This is a genomic window from Paenibacillus sp. NPDC058174 (assembly GCF_042883865.1).
GTDB lineage: Bacteria > Bacillota > Bacilli > Paenibacillales > Paenibacillaceae > Pristimantibacillus.
The window spans coordinates 72,235-91,558 of the sequence record NZ_JBHVUY010000013.1; the positions used below are offsets into that span (position 1 = coordinate 72,235).

The window sequence follows — 19,324 nt, forward strand, 5'->3', positions numbered from 1 at the left end:
CCAGCCTTTCATAGTCAGCTTGAACAGGAGCATCGGCGCCCGTCTATTTGAAATAATTGCCCAGCACTACTGTCGCTTGCTTCGTCTTCATATCGACTGCCGTCAATTTGGCCAGCGATACATAATCCTCTAACAGACGCTCCTCCAGCTCCACTTCACCGGACTCGACGAACACGCCAACTCCCGCAACGGTAGCTTTGAATTCATAGAGCAGATCCATCATGCCTTGAATCGTTCCGCCTGCCTTCATGAAGTCGTCGATGATAAGCACCCTCGACTGCTCCTTCAATGCGCGTCTGGCCAGCGACATCGTCTGAATCCGCTTATTGGAGCCGGATACATAGTTGATGCTAACAGCGGAGCCTTCTGTCACCTTATTGTCCCTGCGTACAATAACGACAGGCAGGTTCAAGCAGGAAGCTACCGCATACGCCAGCGGAATCCCTTTGGTCTCTACCGTCATAACCACATCAATATTGCTGCTTGCAAAAGAAGTCGCGAACATCCGCCCCACATCAGCAAGAAGATCCGGCTGACCCAGCATATCCGTCATATACAAATAACCGCCCGGCAGCACCCGTTCCGGCTGCTCCAACTGGCGGCAAATATTGTTCATAATCGAAAGGGCGGTATCGGTGTGCATCTTAGGCGTATATCTGACGCCACCCGCTGCGCCCGCCAGCGTGTTCAATTCGCCAAAGCCTTCTTCCTCGAACACTTCTTTTATGATGGCCAAATCTTCACTAATAGATGATTTCGCAGACTGATAACGGTCAGCAAAAGCTGTCAATGATATTAACGTGTGAGGACGACTAAGCAAGTATTGCGTCATTTCTACTAGTCTTGCACTGCGCTTTAATTTTTTCAAAGCCATCTCCCTCCCACCTAAACCCGAATATTATAAAGACAATATAACATTTTTATACGGATTTAATCAAGATCAACGTCACGATCATGTCAGCATTCTTACCACGTACACTTCTTTGCAAAATCCTCTAAGCCCATTATAGATGCGGGCGAGCTTGGCTTCCTTCGATACCAGGCCAAAAACAGTCGGACCGCTGCCTGACATCAGCACGCCGTCAGCACCCAGCCGCTGCATGCTTTCCTTCAATTGCAGCACCTCAGGATGCAGCTCCAGCGTCACGTTCTCCAGTACGTTGCCGAGACCTTCGCATACGTCATTGAACGAGCCTCGCTCGATCGCCGATATCATATCGGCAGCCGACGGATGCGTCTTCAGCTCATTCGCTCTGAACTTGCCGTACACGTCTGCCGTCGATACATTGATCGGAGGCTTGGCCAGCACAACCCAGCACTGAGGCGGCGCTGCAATCGGCTCCAGCTTCTCTCCGCGTCCAGTAGCCAGAGCGGTGCCTCCCGTTACGCAGAACGGCACGTCAGAGCCGAGCTCCGCGCCGAGCTTGCACAGCTCGTCCTCGGAAATCTGCAGCCCCCATAGCCGGTTCAATCCCCGCAGGGCCGCGGCAGCGTCGCTGCTGCCGCCTGCAAGGCCTGCGGCCACTGGTATTTTTTTATCCAAATGAATATATACGCCTTTGCGTACATCATAGCGGTCTTTAATGAGCTTAGCGGCCTGGAAGGCTAAATTCTTCTCGTCCAGCGGTATGTATCCGGCCTGACTCGAAATAATAATCGTATCCCGCGGCAGCTCCTCCATCTCCAGGCGATCTGCCAGATCGACCATGGTCATAATCATCTCGACTTCGTGGAAGCCGTCCTCGCGCTTTCTAAGCACATCGAGCAGCAGATTGATTTTAGCCGGCGCTTTCTCATATATTTTCATCATAAGCTCTCCCGTTCGTATCGTTAGCTTAAGCAACATTATAACAAACGGACACAAGAAAAGCTAAGAGACTGCGGCTTCTTTCCTATACCGTGTCCTTAGCTTATGAATTACAGCTTTCCCGCCCTTACGGACGGTCTGATTTATTCGCGGCAGCTTGCTCGGCAAGCTGTATGGCGCGCTTGACCATATTGCCCGCTTCCTTCGTCGTAATCCCGCCCCAGCCCTCTTGATCCACTTTATTCGCGAAACCAAGGTCTTTGGCAAGCTCATATTTCAACTGCTCCGACATGACAGATCTTCTGCGGCTCATTGTTCTAGTCGACCTCCTTAAGAATAGGGTTGCTGCGTTTTAGTATGCACTGGGCCCTCCTCGTTCATGCCTTGCAGGTTTCAACAAAAAAAGGACGCGAATGGGAATCCATCCGCGTCCAGACAAACGGCCTTTCGGCATCTATAGCTCTATTGCTCCATATGGGTAATACGGACTTGACCTTCATCATTGCATACGGTCACTTCCACCGACTCCGTCAGTATATCCGCATAACTGTAAGAGACACGCTTAAAGGCGTGAGACTCCTGATCCAGTTTTACAATGAAAACAGAAGGGTAGATTTCTTCCAACGTACCGGTTCGTTCGATAGTCTTGCGACGGCCACCGTTTGCTCGAAGACGGATTTTGGAGCCAACGTGGGCTTCCAAATTGCGTTTAATTTCCAACAGCGCATTTTTTGCCATTGTCCACTACCACCTCTTTCCTTGTCCATTATAACCAAAAAGAGGGAGGTTGTCAAACAAAGCAAAATATTATATCAGCCATTTTATTTGTTTGTCAACGGTATTTTTTCTTATTTTTCTAATATGAGGAATAATGGACAAATAAATAGGGCATAGCTCCGCAACATCCCAGATGCAGAGCCTTTTCCGGATGGAAATGGCTAGGAAGTTGATTTCAACAAGGCGGCTACAGCAGCCGTTTTGGGCTTAGGCAGACCTACCCGGCATCGGCCTATCGTCTCAATTCCGCCTACACCGTCAATCCCGCTTATTGTGCCGTGCACGACATCGGATAAATTTATCGTTTCCCGGATGGACGTATAGCTGGATTTGATCGCAATATAAACCGGATCAAGCGCATGAATCAGAATGCGTCCGGGCGAGCTTGCAAAATTGGAGCCAGCTTGAAGAAGCGCTTCGAAATGCGACTGGCAGGCTCCCGCTATGACGACTAAGCCGTCGCGGTTCTTCTCATATTCTCTGGCAACGTGAACGGCATTGACGAAGCTCTGCGAGTTCTTATAGCTGCCCAGACTGAATAGGTCGCCATTAGCATGGCTTTTCAGCACACCATCATGGCCCGTAATAACAACGATATCTGGCTTCACCTGCGGCAGCAGACGGAAGAGCAGATCCGCCATCTGCGACTCATGAGCATGCACGCCATGCGCAGGCACCTTCATCGCCTCGTACAGCTGCATGCTTTTTCGTAAGTAATTGCCATCACCATCAAGATGGAGCACTTTACCCGGCATTTCGAAATACGGCTGCGCCTGCTGTTCAGCTGCCAGCCTGATTTCTTCCCCGGTCTGCACTGACTGCTGCTGCGCTCTTTGCTGCCGCATGCGCTTTAAGGAGTCGTTAACTTTAATACGCACTTGCTGGGTCGCTCTCGTCGATTCGGGGTCACGTACAACCGACAAATCGGGAATCGGCGCATCCGCAAGCAATCGATAGTCCGTGCCTTTCAATAGGGCTCGCTCGGATCGAACATCTTCAACTCGGAACAGCACGTCACCGCCATACGATTTGCGGACGACCAGGTCCCCTTGCTTCATGGGTAAATCACCTCTTCGTCTATCGTATGGGTGTAACGTGCTGAGTGTGCGAATGTCTTTGTTATTGGGCCTGTGCTAGCCCCTCCAGCCTGCCTCGAGGAAAGCCCGGCTTATACGGGCGAACTCCTCCAGCGAGAGCGTCTCACCACGCCGCACAGGATCGATGTCGCAGCCGATCAGCAGCTGTGTCAATTCCTCGCGGCGTTCTTTGCCGACGAGCGCCGTCAAGTTGTTCGACAGCGTCTTGCGCCGCTGCGCGAAGCTCGCCTGGACGACGCGGAAGAAATGCGCCTCATCCGGCACATCTACAGGCGGCTTGTCCCGAAGGGCAAGCTTAATAACAGCTGAATCAACGTTCGGCTGCGGAATGAACACCGTATGCGGAACGAGGCATACGATTTGCGGCTCGCAATAGAACTGTACGGCTACGCTCAAGCTGCCATACTCCTTGCCGCCTGGCTTGGCTGCCATCCGCTCTGCCACTTCCTTCTGGATCATGACAACGATATTCTCCAGCGGGAGCTTCTCCTCCAGCAGCTTCATCAGAATCGGAGTTGTGACGTAATAAGGCAAGTTGGCCACGACGCTCACTTTGGATACGTCCGCAAACTTCTCCTCGAACAGCTGCTTCAAATCCAGCTTCAGCACGTCGCCATGAACGACCTCCACATGGGATTCTTGAGCCAGCACATCGCGCAAAATCGGAATAAGCCGGGGATCAATCTCCACGGCGGTCACTTTGGCCGCTTCAGCAGCCAGATGCTGCGTCAGTGCGCCGATGCCCGGACCGATCTCCAGCGCACCCTTCGTCTTATCCAGACCGGCTGCTGCCACAATTTTATGCAATATATTTTGATCGATCAAAAAGTTCTGCCCCAAGCTTTTCTTGAAGGAGAATCCGTATTTCGCAATAATTTCTTTCGTTCGCTTTGGCGTCGCCACTTCTAACGCCTTCATAGCCGATCCGTTCGTCTCTTGTCCGCTCATACCGCTCACTCCTGTCCCTGTTCCATTTTACGCAGAGCTTCCACAAATTCCGTTCGGGAAATCCTGAAGCTTGTACAACGCTTAAAAAACGTCTTGCCGTTTGCGTAGCCGATGCCAAGCAGCTTGCCCATCTCTAGCCTGCGGTTAGCTGCATCGGGATGTACAATCAAGCCCGCGCCCATTAGATCATCCCAAGTAATCTCTCCAGCACCCTCGCCCTCCGGATTTTCCGTCCGCAGTTCAGATAAAGCTTGCCGGATCGCATCCGGGCTTGCATTCTCGATGCCGATATCGCCCTTGTACAGCGCCTTCTCCTGCGGCAGAAACGCATGCTTGCAGCCAGGCACCCGCTTCGCCACGATTTTACGGATACGTTCACCCGCATGGTCGGGATCGGTAAATATAATAACGCCGCGGCGCTCCTGCGCCAGCTCAATGCGGCGGAGCACCTCCTCGCCGATTGCCGAGCCGTTCGTCTCGATCGTATCGGCTTCTACCGCACGTTTCACGGCTACTGTATCGTCCTTGCCTTCCACCACGATTATTTCTTTAATCAACGATTTACATCCCTTTCTTGCACCGCCAGATCCCTTCTTTGTGACCGGGCATATTTTATCCCAGCGAACCGCAACATTGCTGCGGCTGACGCCGTCTAGACTTATGTACGTGAAAATACAAAAAAGAAGAGGCAATGCCCCTTCTTATCATATAAGGCTTTATAAGTTTTTCCAATACAAATCGACTTATATTCCTTGCACGCTAGCTAGATGTCGGTTTATTTGGTCCAAGAACGTATACGGTGTAGCCCTTCTTGCGCCCAAACTTATTCGCCAGCTTGGAGCTGTCGAAATAAACGTCGATCTTGCTGCCCTTAATGGCACTGCCCGTATCTTCCGCGCGGCGGAAGCCGATGCCTTCGATATAGACCCACCAGCCGATAGGAATGACTTTCGGATCGACTGCGATCGTGCGGCCTTCCTGAACCTTCGTACCGGAAGCCGTTATACCGAATTGCGGATGGCTCTCGTCCTTGCCTGTAGATTCCATGTCAGCGGTATAGGCCGTGAGCGTTACATTATTCAATATCTTCTTGGCTTTGAACGAAACACCGCGTTTCGTGAACGTCGCCAGAGTCGTGCCGCTATTCGATAGCGTCTTCACCTTCGGCTCCGGTTTTTTCGTTCCGATCGCAACAACCTGGTTGACCGCTTTCGATTCAACAACTTTGTTGACGATCTTCTGAGATACGAGAACTCCATTCTCGTATTGCCTTTGTACATGTTCGACGACAAGACCCTCTTTGCCGGTCTGCACCAGCTTCTCTTTGCCCTCTTCGAGGCTCGGGTCTTGCTTTTTAACGATCGAGAATGGCGTAACTCTCTCCGATTGAGACACTTTCGTATCGACGCGAGTGACCGTTACCGTCATCGCATCTGTAACCAACGTACCCCGCGAAGGTGTTACCCGATCCTGATCGCGCACAGCAATATTTAATTCTCCAATCGCTGCTTCGACTGTCTTCTCCGTCGTGTACACCGTTGATGTCTTGCCGTCCGCTACTACAACGAGCGGTACCGCGAGCTTAACCTCGATCCGGTCACCGTCTTTGATCGACGCATTGAGAGGTGCTGAAACCTCGTCATGCGGGCCGATCGTAATAGCTTGTTCATCCAGTAGGCGTTGCAGGACCCATTGTTTTGTTTTCACAACGGTTTCTTGTCCATTCACCACTACGGATACGCTTTTGTCAGCCGTTCCGTACAACAACACCAAAAACATGAAAGTCATAGCGATTGAGATAATGGCACTTAGAAGAATCAAACGCAAGTTTTCATGCTTCCATCGCAATGCGAAAGACATGCTGGATGATCGTTTCCCATGGGTCTCCTTAGCTTGGATAATGCCCACTTCATCGGTCCTCCTTCATAGCCCCGCCGCCCTTGTGTGACGCATGATCATAATTGACGCGACTATTAAGTATATTGGCGTGCAAGCACGCTCCAGTGCATTTCCTAATTTCTCGCAGCCTCTCACCCCCTGAGACTTACCCTATGTCGACCTTTTCCGAGATATTCAGAAAAGAAAAAGAAGCCTTCGACAGAGGATCTGTTTCGTGGCTTCCCGGATTGTCGGTAGACTTCAGGAATGGTGAATGCACGAGATTGATCGCTCTCTATTTACGCTTACGAGGTTAGCTGTCGGATTCGGGCAAGAGAGCTGCCCTATCGACGGTCGAATGCTCATGGCAAACGCCGCCAAATTCACCCCATTGAGAAACTTCAAAAGCTCGTCACTGCCAAGCCGTCGATGGCTGCAGATTCGATGCCTGGTTCCCCCGCTTTCCGGTTCCGGAAATTAAGCGTCAACTGGAAATCCAATACAAAAACTTAAAGCTCTGAAATGAATCATACCTTCACGGACCACCTGTTGTAAAGAAGCGATAAAAGACGATTTTAGCTAAATTTCTGGATTATGACGGAAAAGAGAGCCGATTTTCGCAATAAAAATCAGTTTTATCGCTTGAAAGGTCTCTCAATCTTTGTTTTTTGGCCTTTTTTATACAATACCAAAACATTTTTTACCGTTTTCCATCGTAATTTTTGCAATTTCATCCACTGTTTTTCCTGTTATTTCTGCTGCAGCCTCCGCTACATAGGTCACAAATGCAGTCTCATTTCTCTTCCCTCTAAATGGATGAGGAGACAAATAAGGGGAATCTGTTTCAATCAAAAGACGGTCTAATGGAACCCTTTCCAAAACCTCTTTTGGCACCCTTGCATTTTTGAAAGTGACGGGTCCGCCGAATGAAATATAGAAGTTCATATCCAGGCATTTTTGAGCCGTTTCCCAGCTCCCGGAGAAGCAGTGCATGACCCCTCCAACCTCTGCTGCATTTTCTTCCTTAAGCATTCTGATTATATCCTCATGAGCGTCCCGGTTATGGATAACGATGGGCTTGCCCACCTTGCGGGCGAGCCGGATTTGCTCCCGGAACACCCGGTGCTGAACCTCTTTGGGCGATGTATCCCAGTGATAGTCCAGTCCGATTTCTCCGATGGCGACCACTTTCGGATGCGAGCACAGCTCTTCAATCCATTCCAGATCTCCCGGCTGCATATCAATGCTGTCTACCGGATGCCAGCCGACGGCTGCATAGACGAAATCATACTGTTCAGCGAGCGCCAGCGTCGTCGGGATCGTCTCCCGGTTGAAGCCGATATTAAGCATCAAATCTACACCAGCCTCCCGTGCCCGAGTGATCGCTTCGGCGCGGTCGCTGTCGAATTTGGAGCTGTCCATATGCGTATGGGTGTCGAATAAAGAAATCATTTTCAACCTTCTCCTTCTATATATATGTAATCGGAATGGCTGTCCCAATTCCGGGTGTATGGAGTCATTTTCCAGTTGAACGGCTACAGTCGGAATAACTCTCTTATTGCAGGGCTTAGCTTGGTGCCAGCCTCAATAAGCGGCTCCTCCGGATAATACAAATGATACTCCCCTTGATGCAGTCCGGTGATTGATCGTACAATGTCGGATTTAGCGGAGATTTCGGATAAACGGTCTTGCTCGTCGAGCAGCAAAATCGGCGTTTTCTCCTCTTTTCCACCCTTTTTCGAGTCCGGACGGTATACGTCATAGGGCTGGTCAAACGGGAAGTCAATCTCCATATGATACTCCGGATTTAAGCCGATTGAAGTGAACTGCAAACTTATTTCTTCTAATAAAGTATCGTCAGGATCGGTCATCGTAATGTACTTGTACAGACGGCGATTCAAGAACCGGTTGCACAGGTCGGCAAGCAGAGCATCCCCTTCATCCTCCCAGTGGAGAAATGCAGCCTGTACATACGCTTCATCCAGCTTCAAGTAGGACTTAACCGTGATGGTCCCATCGAGCAGCTGCTTGATCGGTCCAGGCATCCATTCGAAATGATAATCCTGCTCAAAAAGCTCTTTGGCTCTGCGGAAAATTTGCCGCAAAATGATCTCCGAGCTTCTTGTCACCGGATGGAAGTAAATCTGCCAATACATCTGATAGCGTGACATCAGGTAATGCTCAACGGCATGCATCCCGCTCTCTTTCACGACGATTTTGCCCTGCACAGGACGGAGCACGCGCAGAATCCGCTCCAGATCAAAATTGCCGTAATGAACCCCGGTGAAATAAGCATCCCGCAATAAGTAATCCATCCGGTCGGCGTCCATTTGGCTGGAAATGAGGCTGACGACAATCGGATTCGGATAGGTCTTCTGAATGACTGCAGCTACTTTGTCCGGAAAATCATCCGATACCCGCTTCAGAACGCGGTTGATCTCCGTATCCTCCAATAAAATGCTGCAGGTCCATTCCTCATGATGCGTATCGAATACCTCTTCGAGCGAATGGGAAAAAGGGCCGTGGCCAACATCATGGAGCAGCGCCGCACATAAAGCCAGCAGTTTCTCCTCTCTTGGCCAACCAGGATAGTCGTTTCGTTCGAACTGGGAAATAATTTTTCTCGTAATCTCATATACTCCCAGCGAATGGGAGAATCTGCTATGCTCGGCGCCATGGAAAGTTAAGTAAGAAGTTCCCAATTGACGAATGCGTCTTAGCCGTTGAAACTCTTTCGTGTTGATCAAATCCCAGATCGTCTGATCCTGCACATAAATGTATTTATGGACGGGATCTTTAAACACTTTCTCTTCGGTTATATACGGATTCATTTCGCCAATTCAACTCCTTTTGTTCATATTTTCGACACAATGCTATGGTAAAATGTCGAATACTGTCGTAATTTAGTTTCCAAAATGTCGAAGCTGTTGTATTCTATAGTAAGATTAATATGACCTTACTATATAGTCAAATCTAATGTCTACTTGTAATCATTCTAATAATGATGGTTGACTATTCTGGTAATCGTTGGTATTATAGTAGACACAAATAGAAAAAATATGTCGAATAGTGACGAAATCAAATCACTTTTTGAGAGGGGAAACAAAAGCTATGATGAAATCTACAGGTATTGTTCGTAAGGTTGACGAATTGGGTCGTGTTGTAATTCCAATCGAATTGCGCCGCACACTCGGAATCGGTGAGAAAGACGCCCTCGAGATTTATGTAGATGGCGAACGCATCATGTTGAAGAAATACGAGCCGGCATGTATCTTCTGCGGCAACGCAGAAAACGTATCTTACTTCAAAGGTAAAATTGTTTGCCATATTTGTCTATCGGAAATGCCGACTCCTGTGACAAAATAAGAAATATAGGTTATAATAGAAATACTTCACTTGTTAATTCTAACCTTTTTATACTCCTTTATGCCTTCCTGTGCTAGAACCCGGCCAGGAAGGTCTTTTTTTTACCCAAAAAAGCCTATACCGCAGCGACCGATTAACGATTCACTGCGTTATAGACATCCCTCTTCGGCAAACCGCGGTCAACGGCAGCGAGCTTAATCGCTTCCTTCCGGCCATGCTCCGCTTCGTAATGAGCAACATGATCTTCGAGCTCCAGCGATTTCCACCATACATCAGCTTCTCCATCTATTTCAGACGATCTTCCCGCTTCCGCTGCAGCGTCTGCACCTTCTATAATGAGACAGTACTCCCCGAGTGGCGAATGCTCCTGTATCCAGGCAATGCATTCCGATATCGTTCCCCGCGCCGCTTCTTCATGCCGCTTAGTCAATTCACGAATCATCGCAATTCGGCGATCGCCTAATTGCTCCAGCATTGCTTCCAGCGTCTTACGCAGCCGATGCGGCGATTCATACGTCATCAATGTGCCGGTCTGTGACTTCAATATGCCTAGCCATTTCGTCAACGACTTTTTATCCCGTGGCGGGAATCCGGTGAAGACGAATTTCTCTGTCGACAGGCCTGAAATAATAAGCGCCGACAATGCAGCGTTCGCGCCCGGGATCGGTACTGCTTTAATACCAGCTGCGACTGCTTCTGCAACAAGATCAGCACCAGGGTCGGAGACAGCCGGCAGACCCGCATCACTAACGAGAGCGATCGATTGCCCTTCTTCCAAAAGCCGGATCAGCTCTGGACCGCTCGCTTGCTTGTTATGCTCGTGATAGCTGACAAGCCGTGTTGCGATTTCAAAGTGAGTTAACAGCTTTCGGGTCTGCCGCGTATCCTCGGCCGCAATTAACGATACTTCCTTCAGCGTACGAATTGCGCGAAACGTCATATCCTCTAAGTTGCCGATAGGCGTCGCTACCAAATAGAGCGTTCCTTTTGATTCTTGTCCCTGATCCGAAAAGCTTTTTTGTATGCTGATCATCTCTTTCGTCCCTCCTTTGCTTCTTATTCATACACCATAACGGGAGGCAGCACTCGAAGCTCCGGCTTTCCATCGCGAATAGCTTCTATTAATACCATATTCGCCTCGCCTTTGGCATTCGGATGAATAAACTGCACGCGTTTCGGTTCAAGCCGATATTTGCGCATCGTCTCCATAATATCGATAAACCGGGAAGGACGATGCACCATCGCTACCTTACCGCCTGACCTTACTAAACGGGCGCTAGCATGAACGACGTCATCCAGCGTGCAATGCACTTCATGCCTGGCTATCGAATAGTGTTCATTTTCATTAGAATCGCCGGCTTTTACCGCCATATAGGGAGGATTTACGGTAACCGCATCGTAGACGCCGTTGCCCGCTTCCTTCATATATTGACGAAGATCGGCTTCAATAATCTTAATTTGCTCGCCCAGCTTATTCATAGCGACGCTTCTGCGGGCCATATCAGCCAATCTCGGCTGAATTTCCACAGCATCGATGCTGGCTTCTGTCCGCGTCGTCAGCAGCATCGGAATGACTCCGTTGCCTGAACACAGATCGATGATCCGTCCGCGCTTCGGAACCGTTGCAAATTTCGAGAGAAGAACGGCATCAAGCGAGAAGCTGAACACTTCCCGGCTCTGTATAATTTTGAGCCCCGTCTCCGTCATTAAATCATCAATTCGCTCATTCGCTTCAAGTTTGATCTCCATCTGCTCTTCCACGTTCATATGGCTCCTCTGACATAAAGATACCGTCCTCTTCTTGCAAGGACGGTATGCATTGATAGTGTTCGGTTATTTATTCAAAAAAGATAAACAGAACAAGCAATCGCCCTCTGTCCGAAGATGTCCATAATACACATTGCATATATGGAAACCTTCATGGTACAGTCTGGCCAGATTATCATGGCCTTCCCCAACCGCTTGCTGCGAGGACTCGAAAGGGTCGATCCCATCCGAATGGTCTGCCGTGCTGACTTCATATGAAGCAGCTTCGGTCTGCCGTTTCGGCTTGGCTGCCGCAGTCTCCGTTCTTGCTGCGGAAGCTGCCTGCTCTGGAACCGTCTCGCGTTTTAAAATTTTACGCAGCTGGCTATTTTCCAAGCTTAGTCGCTTATTCTCCTCCAGCAGCTGTTTGACCCGCTGCTTCAGTGCGCCTAATTCGGTATGGAATTGTCCCATCCGAGTGTCCAGCTCATCCATTTGTTCGAAGATCTCTTTTTTCTCCAAGTTTCCACCCCAGAGCATCAAACATAGTTAAGCATAAACGGCGGTCGCCGTTGTTGGCTCAAAGCCTGTCTTATTTCACTACGACATCATCCATCGAAAGCTCCTTCGGTTTGCCCGATACGTCAAATAGCTGGACATATACCGATTTCGTGGAAGCATTGATGCCAGTAACCTTGCCTTCTCCAAGAGATGTCACCACAATCTTGCCAACTGCGGGAAGCTCTTCTCGAATGCTTTCGTAATTGTCATGCTCGTACTTCAAGCAGCACATGAGACGGCCGCATAATCCGGAAATTTTCGTCGGATTGAGCGATAAATTCTGATCTTTGGCCATCTTAATGGATACAGGCTCGAAGTCACCCAGCCATGACGAACAGCATAATACCCGTCCGCATGGTCCAATTCCGCCCAGCATCTTCGCCTCGTCACGTACACCGATCTGCCGAAGCTCGATCCGGGTACGGAATACGCTGGCCAAATCCTTTACCAGCTCGCGGAAGTCAACTCGGCCTTCAGCTGTAAAATAAAAAATGATTTTGTTGCGGTCAAAGGTGAATTCGACGTCAACTAGCTTCATTTTCAGCTGATGATCCTTTATCTTGTCCAAGCAGGTAGCAAACGCATTCTTAGCTGCGCTACGATTCTCTTCCACAACCTTTGCGTCTACATCGCTTGCGATACGAATCACTTTCTTTAACGGGAGGACGACATCTGATTCACCGACTTCTTTTTGTCCTACCACAACTTTACCGTACTCGATACCCCTTGCCGTCTCGACAATGACATGCTGGTCCTTGTCCACCGGATGCAAGGCCGGATCAAAGTAGTAAATCTTGCCCGCCTTCTTAAAGCGGACGCCGACGACATTATACAAGGATTTAGCCCTCCTGTAGGTTTACCAATAATTGCTCTAATGCAAGTTGAGGCGCTACATTAGAGCGTATGCGCTTACCTGCTTCCAGCGTATGCTCAATACAGGCCACCCATCCCTCGATCGGACGGCTGAACGCATGCTTGCTTATCCACTCCAACTGATCTATATAAACGATGCTTTCTTGTCTTCCAGCTTGAAATTGAATCATGTCTTTGAACCATAAAACGAATAGTGATAGCAACAGCTGCGGATTGTTCGCCAAATCCGTCTTAATAAACTGCTGCTGAATGGAAATCATTGCCGCGGTGAATCGGGTCAGACTCTCCTTCCCTAATTGTATCACTACGTTTCTGATTTCTGCAAACTGATTCTGCTGGATGATTTCTCTAGCCCCATCCAATCCGGAGCTGAGCTGCACCGCCGCACGGGCTAGCGTCGGGGATATTCCTTCGTCTATCAAAGCCTGCAGCATCTCATTTGGCGAGAATGGCAGAAAAGGCACCCACTGCGCACGCGATCGAATCGTTGGCAGGACGGCTTGTCCATTATCGGTAATTAAAATCGCTACAACCGGAGATAGCGGCTCCTCTAGAAATTTAAGCAAGCTGTTTGCGGCTTGAACCGTCATTTTCTCCGCTCGCTCGATAATATAAATTTTGCGCTTCGTGCCGCTTCCCCTGTAGGCAAGCTCGCGCTGCAGGTCGCGGATTTGTTCAATCTTGATCGATTGTCCGTCAGGCTCAATCCGCAGCAGATCCGGCTGGTTGCCATTCTCAAACTTGCGGCATTCCAGGCATTGATCACAAGCGTCATCACCGCCTGCAGTGCAGAACAACGCTTTCGCGAATGCCCGGGCCAGCGCCATCCTTCCCGTTCCGGAAGGTCCGTTAAATAAATAAGCATGCGATACTTTGCCGCTTTGAAGAGCATGCTTCAATATTCGCTTCGCTTTCCATTGTCCGGCTACTTGTTCCATGCTCATTGCACTTTGTTATCCTTCCTTCTTCTAAAACAATAGATTAATAAGCATGCCGCGGATTTCACCAATCCGTCCCAGCAGCTCAATTCGTCCCTGTTCGCTGTCCAGCAGCTCTTCAGCCATCGATACCAGCGCCTCATCAATCTCGTCGAGCAGCTTGTACCGTTTCGTCCGGCCTCTGCGGTCGAAACCGCGAAGCTCTTTCAGACCAATACCCCGGCGAACCGTATCCTCCAGGAAACGCTTCACCATCTGGCGATAGAGCTTAAGCTCGCGGACAGTCATCGTTCTAGCGAGCCTCTCGCCCTGATTGTGAATATCCTGCAGCTTCTGCTGCAGCTGTTCTTGCGTACGCTGCGCATCCTGCTGCACCATGGCGTCTGCGAAGCTTTTCATCTGCACGGGCTTCGTCGCGGCATCTGCATTCGTGCGGCTTTGCCCCAGCGGACGATATCCTGAATCAATCTTCATCGCTGTTCACGCCCATTTCAGAAATGTTCGAACCGTTCCACCGGTACGACGAATACGGCTGCGCCGCCTACTTGCACTTCAACAGGGAATGGAATATAGGAATCCGTTGAGCCCCCGATCGGCGAGACAGGCGTAACCAGTTGATCTCTTACTTTGCAATTGGAGCTAATGACTTGAAGCACCTCGTGAACACGCTCATCCTCAATCCCGATCATGAATGTCGTATTGCCTGCTCTTAGAAAACCGCCAGTACTGGCAAGCTTGGTCGCTCTAAATCCATCCTTCACCAACGCATTGGACAACCGATTGCTGTCTTTATCCTGCACGATCGCAATGACTAATTTCATCCTCATACCTCCTGTTATAGATAGTCATATCGTTCTACTTGCTTCTTACACCCCGCCAGCGGTGAAAAAGGAGGCAAATCTGGCGTCGATTACCGCCATAGCTTCCTGATAAACGACCTCTGCGGCGTTTTCCGCTTGGAGCTTAACGATCCGATCCGGGTATTGCTCCAGCAGCAAGCGATATCCTTCGCGTACTTTCTCGTGGAAAGCCAGCGATTCCAGATCGAGACGGTTCACTTCCCGTTCTGCGGATTGGCTGATCCGGTTGAGCCCGACTACAGGATCAATGTCCATGTAAATTGTCAGATGAGGCATGAGCCCATTAATCGCAAAATGATTAATCGACCATACTTCATCCATGCCTAACCCGCGTGCATGGCCCTGATAAGCTAAGCTGCTGTCGACGAATCGATCGCAGATGACGATCTTCCCGGCTTCAAGCGCTGGCATGACCTTCTCAACGAGATGCTGCCGGCGTGCCGCTGCATACAACAGCGCTTCCGTCCGGGCATCCATCTCCGTGTGACTGCGGTCAAGAATGACCGCGCGGATCTGTTCGGCGATTGGAATGCCGCCTGGCTCACGTGTGATCACGGCGGTTTTCCCCCGCTGCTGCATCGTATGCGAGATGCGCTCGATCAGTGTAGTTTTGCCGGAACCTTCTCCGCCTTCTATTGTAATGAAAATTCCTTTGTTCAACGTCTTATGCTCCTGATTCGTAATAAACCTTCTATATAAAAGGCAATACTTCCTGCCTTACTACCATTCTAGCAAAGCATATACTCCTGTCAATTAGAATTGACTCATAACTCTTAACATTTCCCATCATTCCTGTACTTCTATCGTCTGCATAGACGGGTCTGAGGCGCCTTGAAACTTCGCCCCATGCTTGGCAAGGTGACTGATCTGGCGGATAGACGCCTCCGTTATTCTCTCTCCCGCATAAAGGACTGGGATTCCAGGAGGATAGGGCACGACCATCTCAGCAGAGCAGCGGCCTGCCGCCTCCGCAAGCTTTACCCGGGCAATATTCATTGCTGTTTTTCTTGTAAAAGAGATCGGCTCGGTCGGAGGTTGAACTTCTGTTAGCCATGCTGCCTTGTCTTCTTCTGCTGCTGCCGCTGCTTGGCCGCTCACAGGAAGACCGGTGGAGTGCTCCGTTTTTAAAGCGTCCTCCCCTGCTGTTAATGGCTTTAGCTGGGGTTCGGCTGATTGCTGCGATGCTGCTTCAAGGTTTGCGATTCGTGCCTCAATCGTCATAAAGACATTGATTAAACGTTCTACATCCTGCATGGAGGTCTGAATCCCGAATACTAGCACAACATGCCGGGGATCGGCCATCTCCGCCCAGCAGCCTTGCTCCTCAAGCAGCCGCTGCAGCTCAAATCCGGAATAATTGCCCGTCGTATCCTTAATAAGAATGCGAAGCGGATCAAGCTGGTTGTAGGCTGAGGATCGGTCCTCGGGGTGGAGGGTTGCCAGCAGCTTTGGCGTTCGCTCCGCTAGCCAATGTCTAAAAAACGCCGCTGCCTGAATGCCCGGTTCAAACCATGCCTCACGGCGGCGTTCAATCATTGCTCGGGAAATATCGAGCGAAGCCATGATTGGAAAAGAAGGGCTGGAGCTCTGTACAGTGGCCAACGCCTGCCGTATTGCGGCTCTTGGAAGCCGCTCTCCTTGCATGTGGAGCATCGCGCCCATCGTAAGCGCGGTCAGCGTCTTATGCGTAGATTGCACCACCGCATCAGCACCCGCTTGAATAGCTGATTCCGGCAAAAGTGGATGGAAGCCGTAGTGGGCGCCATGCGCTTCGTCTACGAGCAGCATTTTACCCTGTGTGTGAATGAGATCTGCATACGGCCTTAGCTTCACGCTCATGCCATAGTAATTCGGATTGGTCAGGAAGACGGCTTTTGCTTCCTGATATTGAGTAAGAGCTTGGCTAACGGAAGTCAGCGACGGCACCGTTGCTATTCCCGTCCGCTCATCAATCTGTGGCATGATGAACACTGCTCGTGCTCCTGCCAGCTTTAGCCCGTTAATTACCGATTTATGAACGTTCCGTTGAACGATGACGATATCGCCGGGATCGCATACGCCTAGCAGTAAAGCCAGATTGCCTGAGGTGCTGCCGCCTACGAGAAAGCAGGTCTCCTCCGCTCCAAAGCAGGCTGCTGCCAGCTGCTGGGCCTCAGCAATCGCAGCCTCAGGATGATGCAGGTCATCCGTGATAGAGAGCTCTGTAACATCCAGCTGCATAATGGCTTGAAACGCGGCTTTTTCCAGCTCCGGCTCTATGCTGCTGTCCGAGCCGTCGCCGAAGCCGTCGAAGATGGAGCCATACCGATGTCCAGGAACGTGAAAGCTTGCAGGCCGTTGATTGGCAAGCTTCCTCAGCGTATCAAATAGCGGTGCTTGTAATCGGTCCATAGCAGTTATTGTTTCCTCTCTATTTGCGTGTTTCTTCTATTGTATCTCAAAATTGTGGCAAAAAAAGAGCGGCTTCTGGCTACAGAGTCCGCTCACGCATTTTTTTCGATAAAGATTTGTTTCATCTGATGAATGAAAAAAGGATATTTAGCGTCCTGTACATCGGTGCGGACCATCTCGGCCTCGCAGCTATCGCATATAAATTCGGTTACGATGCAAATTCCTTCACCCTCGGCCTTATGTTGGCGGCATATAATACAGTGCAGTCGGCGATCTTCTGTCATCACGCTATTCCACCTTCCTGTATATCTATATAGCTACTATTATGGCATATATTCTAGCGGTTTATACTTCTTTCATAGTCCATTTTCAAATATTTCTATATCGTATGCGGCATCCGCCCATTTGGTGATTGCTGCAGCAGTTGTTTTTTTATCCCGATGCTATGGACAGATGCTGCGATTAAGCCGATATACTATAAGATACTGTTTTGTTAAGGGGGAACGTTAACCGGTGCGCCAATCTTTATCCGATCAATCTTCCGCTACCGTGTACCAATATAAGCTTGTCAAAAGAAAGCTGATCCAGCCCGAGCTCGTATCCAGCCATATTCTGACTGCAGCAATTCTTTTCGGCTTTGAACTGCTCGTGTATGGAATGCAGGGCGTTTTCAGCTGGCTGTTTGGGTTCGCTATTGTACAAGTCATTCACCTTGTCATCCTGCTGCTCACATTCATTAGAGTGGATGAAGCTGCCGACCGTAAATGGAAGTGGGGCATTACCCCGCCCTGGTTCGGCTTCAAGCCCGCAAATGATATCCGGCTCAAGCTCTTCCGCCGAGTTCACCGACATATGTTCTGGATCGGCCTGTGTATCGCCTGCATTATGTATCCATGGCTGCATGAGTCGCTTATGATCAGCATCATCTTCTGGCACTTCTGGCTCCTTGTTCCCCGTATGCTGCTGTCATTCGTCTTCCGCCGCCAAGAGAAGGATGGCGTACTTCGTCTGCAAAAGTTCGAGGCCTCCTATTATCACCGGTAGATTCGATTATGTGAACCTGCTCTGCCCTGCCTCGCTGAAGCACGGTGGAGCAGGCTTCAACCGCTAAAAGCACTAAAAGAAGCCTCCGCTGCGCGAAACGGCCCATGCTGCCGTTCTTGCTTCCATCCCCCCGCCGCTAATCCGGCTCCACCATCTAACGAAGCTTCAAAAAGTCATCATGGGCTCGTTTCGCTCCGCTTCTGCCTTTACACACACTAAAAAAACGTTGCAGCATGCCTCCGCTGCGCGAAACAGCCCTTGCTGCCGTTCTTGCTTCCATCCCCCGCCGCTAATCCGGCTCCACCATCCAATGAAGCTTCAAAAAGTCATCATGGGCTCGTTTCGCTCCGCTTCTACCTTTACACACACTAGTCCCTTTTAGAAAGTTAGCTGGCCCACTCTAGCATTTTCACGCTCATCGAGCAAACAAAATGTAAAAGTACATTTTGTTTGGCTGGAATTCCGCCAATATGGCCATCAACATGCAAAAGTGCAGTTTGATCCGCGTTTTAGAGGCCATTTCGGCGATTTTAGCCCCTTTCACCTGCACTTTTACATTTTAAAGGCTGTTTAAGGCATTTTTGGCTTCATCAACCTGCACTTTTGCATTTTGATCGGACTTGTTCTGGTTTAGAGGAATCGTTCGTAAACACATTCTGCCTACATATGCGAGCAACGTCGGTTTTCGGAGTGAAAATCAGCGCATTTGGTTACTTTGTAGAGCTCTTACTAGAGCGCTTAGGAGGTAGGGTAGATGGAGGAGCAGCTGCGCGATATCGAATCCTTGTTCCTTCACTACATCCCAATAGAGCGGATAGAGCGCTTCTCTGGTTTAGCGATAGGGTTAGGGTTAGGGGGGTTGAGGGATAGAGGTTCTAGCAGTCGATGAGACTTGTAGGAGAATATTCTATGTTCTGCATGCTATCTAAACAAAAAAATCTACACAACAAAAAACCTGCCGCAATCATGCGGCAGGCCTCTCGTGCTTGGCGACGTCCTACTCTCCCAGGACCCTGCGGTCCAAGTACCATCGGCGCT

22 protein-coding genes and 1 riboswitch are annotated in these 19,324 nt (G+C 49.8%); of the genes, 2 read left to right on the plus strand and 20 right to left on the minus strand.

The genetic code is table 11. The features are described 5' to 3' along the window. Positions 1 to 43 precede the first annotated feature (43 nt). The 10 genes from purR to ACFVVF_RS28470 form a co-directional block, all read right to left on the minus strand. Entirely contained in the window at positions 44 to 868 is an 825-nt protein-coding gene (gene purR / locus ACFVVF_RS28425; RefSeq protein WP_387816594.1) for a pur operon repressor, read from the minus strand. 84 nt (positions 869 to 952) lie between these two features. After that, positions 953 to 1,807 carry a 4-(cytidine 5'-diphospho)-2-C-methyl-D-erythritol kinase gene (ispE, locus tag ACFVVF_RS28430; protein ID WP_042171207.1) on the minus strand — a complete coding sequence of 285 codons (855 nt, stop codon included), beginning with the start codon at positions 1,805 to 1,807 and terminating at the stop codon, positions 953 to 955. A gap of 127 nt (positions 1,808 to 1,934) precedes the next feature. Continuing rightward, positions 1,935 to 2,120, minus strand: a complete 186-nt coding sequence (locus ACFVVF_RS28435; RefSeq protein ID WP_387816596.1) for a small, acid-soluble spore protein, alpha/beta type — start codon at positions 2,118 to 2,120, stop codon at positions 1,935 to 1,937. 149 nt (positions 2,121 to 2,269) lie between these two features. Next, on the minus strand, positions 2,270 to 2,545 hold the full coding sequence (gene veg, locus ACFVVF_RS28440; protein ID WP_387816598.1) for a biofilm formation stimulator Veg: 276 nt from the start codon (positions 2,543 to 2,545) through the stop codon (positions 2,270 to 2,272). A gap of 200 nt (positions 2,546 to 2,745) precedes the next feature. Further along, complete coding sequence (yabG, locus tag ACFVVF_RS28445) at positions 2,746 to 3,642, minus strand: sporulation peptidase YabG (RefSeq protein WP_387816600.1); 897 nt, start codon at positions 3,640 to 3,642, stop codon at positions 2,746 to 2,748. Between the two features lie 75 nt (positions 3,643 to 3,717). After that, positions 3,718 to 4,629 (minus strand): 16S rRNA (adenine(1518)-N(6)/adenine(1519)-N(6))-dimethyltransferase RsmA, encoded by a 912-nt coding sequence (rsmA, locus tag ACFVVF_RS28450; protein WP_387816602.1) that lies wholly within the window; start codon positions 4,627 to 4,629, stop codon positions 3,718 to 3,720. A gap of 5 nt (positions 4,630 to 4,634) precedes the next feature. Continuing rightward, complete coding sequence (gene rnmV, locus ACFVVF_RS28455; protein ID WP_387816604.1) at positions 4,635 to 5,186, minus strand: ribonuclease M5; 552 nt, start codon at positions 5,184 to 5,186, stop codon at positions 4,635 to 4,637. 202 nt (positions 5,187 to 5,388) lie between these two features. Then, entirely contained in the window at positions 5,389 to 6,537 is a 1,149-nt protein-coding gene (locus tag ACFVVF_RS28460) for a resuscitation-promoting factor (protein ID WP_387816606.1), read from the minus strand. A gap of 256 nt (positions 6,538 to 6,793) precedes the next feature. Then, positions 6,794 to 7,001: riboswitch (cyclic di-AMP (ydaO/yuaA leader) on the minus strand. Between the two features lie 184 nt (positions 7,002 to 7,185). Beyond that, on the minus strand, positions 7,186 to 7,959 hold the full coding sequence (locus tag ACFVVF_RS28465; protein ID WP_387816609.1) for a TatD family hydrolase: 774 nt from the start codon (positions 7,957 to 7,959) through the stop codon (positions 7,186 to 7,188). A gap of 83 nt (positions 7,960 to 8,042) precedes the next feature. Then, positions 8,043 to 9,338, minus strand: a complete 1,296-nt coding sequence (locus tag ACFVVF_RS28470; protein ID WP_387816611.1) for an HD domain-containing protein — start codon at positions 9,336 to 9,338, stop codon at positions 8,043 to 8,045. Between the two features lie 280 nt (positions 9,339 to 9,618). On the opposite strand from ACFVVF_RS28470, the gene ACFVVF_RS28475 reads away from it, so the two are divergent. Beyond that, positions 9,619 to 9,873 (plus strand): AbrB/MazE/SpoVT family DNA-binding domain-containing protein, encoded by a 255-nt coding sequence (locus ACFVVF_RS28475; RefSeq protein ID WP_028609554.1) that lies wholly within the window; start codon positions 9,619 to 9,621, stop codon positions 9,871 to 9,873. A 133-nt stretch (positions 9,874 to 10,006) separates the two neighbouring features. Here the strand turns inward: ACFVVF_RS28475 and rsmI are convergent, their stop codons facing one another. From rsmI to ACFVVF_RS28525, 10 genes are all read right to left on the minus strand, one after another. Next, the gene (rsmI, locus tag ACFVVF_RS28480) at positions 10,007 to 10,906 is read right to left on the minus strand and encodes a 16S rRNA (cytidine(1402)-2'-O)-methyltransferase (protein ID WP_387816613.1); all 900 of its coding nucleotides are present in this window, start codon (positions 10,904 to 10,906) and stop codon (positions 10,007 to 10,009) included. 23 nt (positions 10,907 to 10,929) lie between these two features. After that, positions 10,930 to 11,640, minus strand: coding sequence for a tRNA1(Val) (adenine(37)-N6)-methyltransferase (locus tag ACFVVF_RS28485; protein WP_387816615.1), 711 nt, complete (start codon positions 11,638 to 11,640; stop codon positions 10,930 to 10,932). Positions 11,641 to 11,706: 66 nt separating this feature from the next. After that, complete coding sequence (locus ACFVVF_RS28490; RefSeq protein ID WP_387816617.1) at positions 11,707 to 12,141, minus strand: initiation-control protein YabA; 435 nt, start codon at positions 12,139 to 12,141, stop codon at positions 11,707 to 11,709. A 70-nt stretch (positions 12,142 to 12,211) separates the two neighbouring features. Beyond that, positions 12,212 to 13,015 carry a PSP1 domain-containing protein gene (locus tag ACFVVF_RS28495; protein ID WP_387816619.1) on the minus strand — a complete coding sequence of 268 codons (804 nt, stop codon included), beginning with the start codon at positions 13,013 to 13,015 and terminating at the stop codon, positions 12,212 to 12,214. A gap of 4 nt (positions 13,016 to 13,019) precedes the next feature. Beyond that, positions 13,020 to 13,997, minus strand: a complete 978-nt coding sequence (gene holB / locus ACFVVF_RS28500) for a DNA polymerase III subunit delta' (RefSeq protein WP_387816621.1) — start codon at positions 13,995 to 13,997, stop codon at positions 13,020 to 13,022. A gap of 24 nt (positions 13,998 to 14,021) precedes the next feature. Further along, entirely contained in the window at positions 14,022 to 14,465 is a 444-nt protein-coding gene (locus tag ACFVVF_RS28505) for a YaaR family protein (protein WP_387816622.1), read from the minus strand. 17 nt (positions 14,466 to 14,482) lie between these two features. Next, a complete protein-coding gene (locus ACFVVF_RS28510) occupies positions 14,483 to 14,812 on the minus strand; it encodes a cyclic-di-AMP receptor (RefSeq protein ID WP_012772016.1) in 330 nt (109 codons plus the stop codon). Between the two features lie 45 nt (positions 14,813 to 14,857). After that, on the minus strand, positions 14,858 to 15,511 hold the full coding sequence (gene tmk, locus ACFVVF_RS28515; RefSeq protein ID WP_387816625.1) for a dTMP kinase: 654 nt from the start codon (positions 15,509 to 15,511) through the stop codon (positions 14,858 to 14,860). A 126-nt stretch (positions 15,512 to 15,637) separates the two neighbouring features. Beyond that, on the minus strand, positions 15,638 to 17,242 hold the full coding sequence (locus tag ACFVVF_RS28520; RefSeq protein WP_387816627.1) for an aminotransferase class I/II-fold pyridoxal phosphate-dependent enzyme: 1,605 nt from the start codon (positions 17,240 to 17,242) through the stop codon (positions 15,638 to 15,640). 92 nt (positions 17,243 to 17,334) lie between these two features. Continuing rightward, positions 17,335 to 17,526 (minus strand): sigma factor G inhibitor Gin, encoded by a 192-nt coding sequence (locus tag ACFVVF_RS28525; protein WP_387816629.1) that lies wholly within the window; start codon positions 17,524 to 17,526, stop codon positions 17,335 to 17,337. Between the two features lie 229 nt (positions 17,527 to 17,755). Between ACFVVF_RS28525 and ACFVVF_RS28530 the strand changes: the two genes are divergently transcribed. Further along, complete coding sequence (locus tag ACFVVF_RS28530) at positions 17,756 to 18,286, plus strand: transposase (protein ID WP_387816631.1); 531 nt, start codon at positions 17,756 to 17,758, stop codon at positions 18,284 to 18,286. Positions 18,287 to 19,324 lie beyond the last annotated feature (1,038 nt).

Bases quoted from the DNA above. Each gene is read 5' to 3' on its own strand.
- ispE (WP_042171207.1), bottom strand. From the start codon at position 1,807: ATGAAAATATATGAGAAAGCGCCGGCTAAAATCAATCTGCTGCTCGAT.
- ACFVVF_RS28435 (WP_387816596.1), bottom strand. From the start codon at position 2,120: ATGAGCCGCAGAAGATCTGTCATGTCGGAGCAGTTGAAATATGAGCTT.
- veg (WP_387816598.1), bottom strand. From the start codon at position 2,545: ATGGCAAAAAATGCGCTGTTGGAAATTAAACGCAATTTGGAAGCCCAC.
- yabG (WP_387816600.1), bottom strand. From the start codon at position 3,642: ATGAAGCAAGGGGACCTGGTCGTCCGCAAATCGTATGGCGGTGACGTG.
- rsmA (WP_387816602.1), bottom strand. From the start codon at position 4,629: ATGAGCGGACAAGAGACGAACGGATCGGCTATGAAGGCGTTAGAAGTG.
- ACFVVF_RS28465 (WP_387816609.1), bottom strand. From the start codon at position 7,959: ATGATTTCTTTATTCGACACCCATACGCATATGGACAGCTCCAAATTC.
- ACFVVF_RS28470 (WP_387816611.1), bottom strand. From the start codon at position 9,338: ATGAATCCGTATATAACCGAAGAGAAAGTGTTTAAAGATCCCGTCCAT.
- ACFVVF_RS28475 (WP_028609554.1), top strand. From the start codon at position 9,619: ATGATGAAATCTACAGGTATTGTTCGTAAGGTTGACGAATTGGGTCGT.
- rsmI (WP_387816613.1), bottom strand. From the start codon at position 10,906: ATGATCAGCATACAAAAAAGCTTTTCGGATCAGGGACAAGAATCAAAA.
- ACFVVF_RS28485 (WP_387816615.1), bottom strand. From the start codon at position 11,640: ATGAACGTGGAAGAGCAGATGGAGATCAAACTTGAAGCGAATGAGCGA.
- holB (WP_387816621.1), bottom strand. From the start codon at position 13,997: ATGAGCATGGAACAAGTAGCCGGACAATGGAAAGCGAAGCGAATATTG.
- ACFVVF_RS28505 (WP_387816622.1), bottom strand. From the start codon at position 14,465: ATGAAGATTGATTCAGGATATCGTCCGCTGGGGCAAAGCCGCACGAAT.
- ACFVVF_RS28510 (WP_012772016.1), bottom strand. From the start codon at position 14,812: ATGAAATTAGTCATTGCGATCGTGCAGGATAAAGACAGCAATCGGTTG.
- ACFVVF_RS28520 (WP_387816627.1), bottom strand. From the start codon at position 17,242: ATGGACCGATTACAAGCACCGCTATTTGATACGCTGAGGAAGCTTGCC.
- ACFVVF_RS28525 (WP_387816629.1), bottom strand. From the start codon at position 17,526: ATGACAGAAGATCGCCGACTGCACTGTATTATATGCCGCCAACATAAG.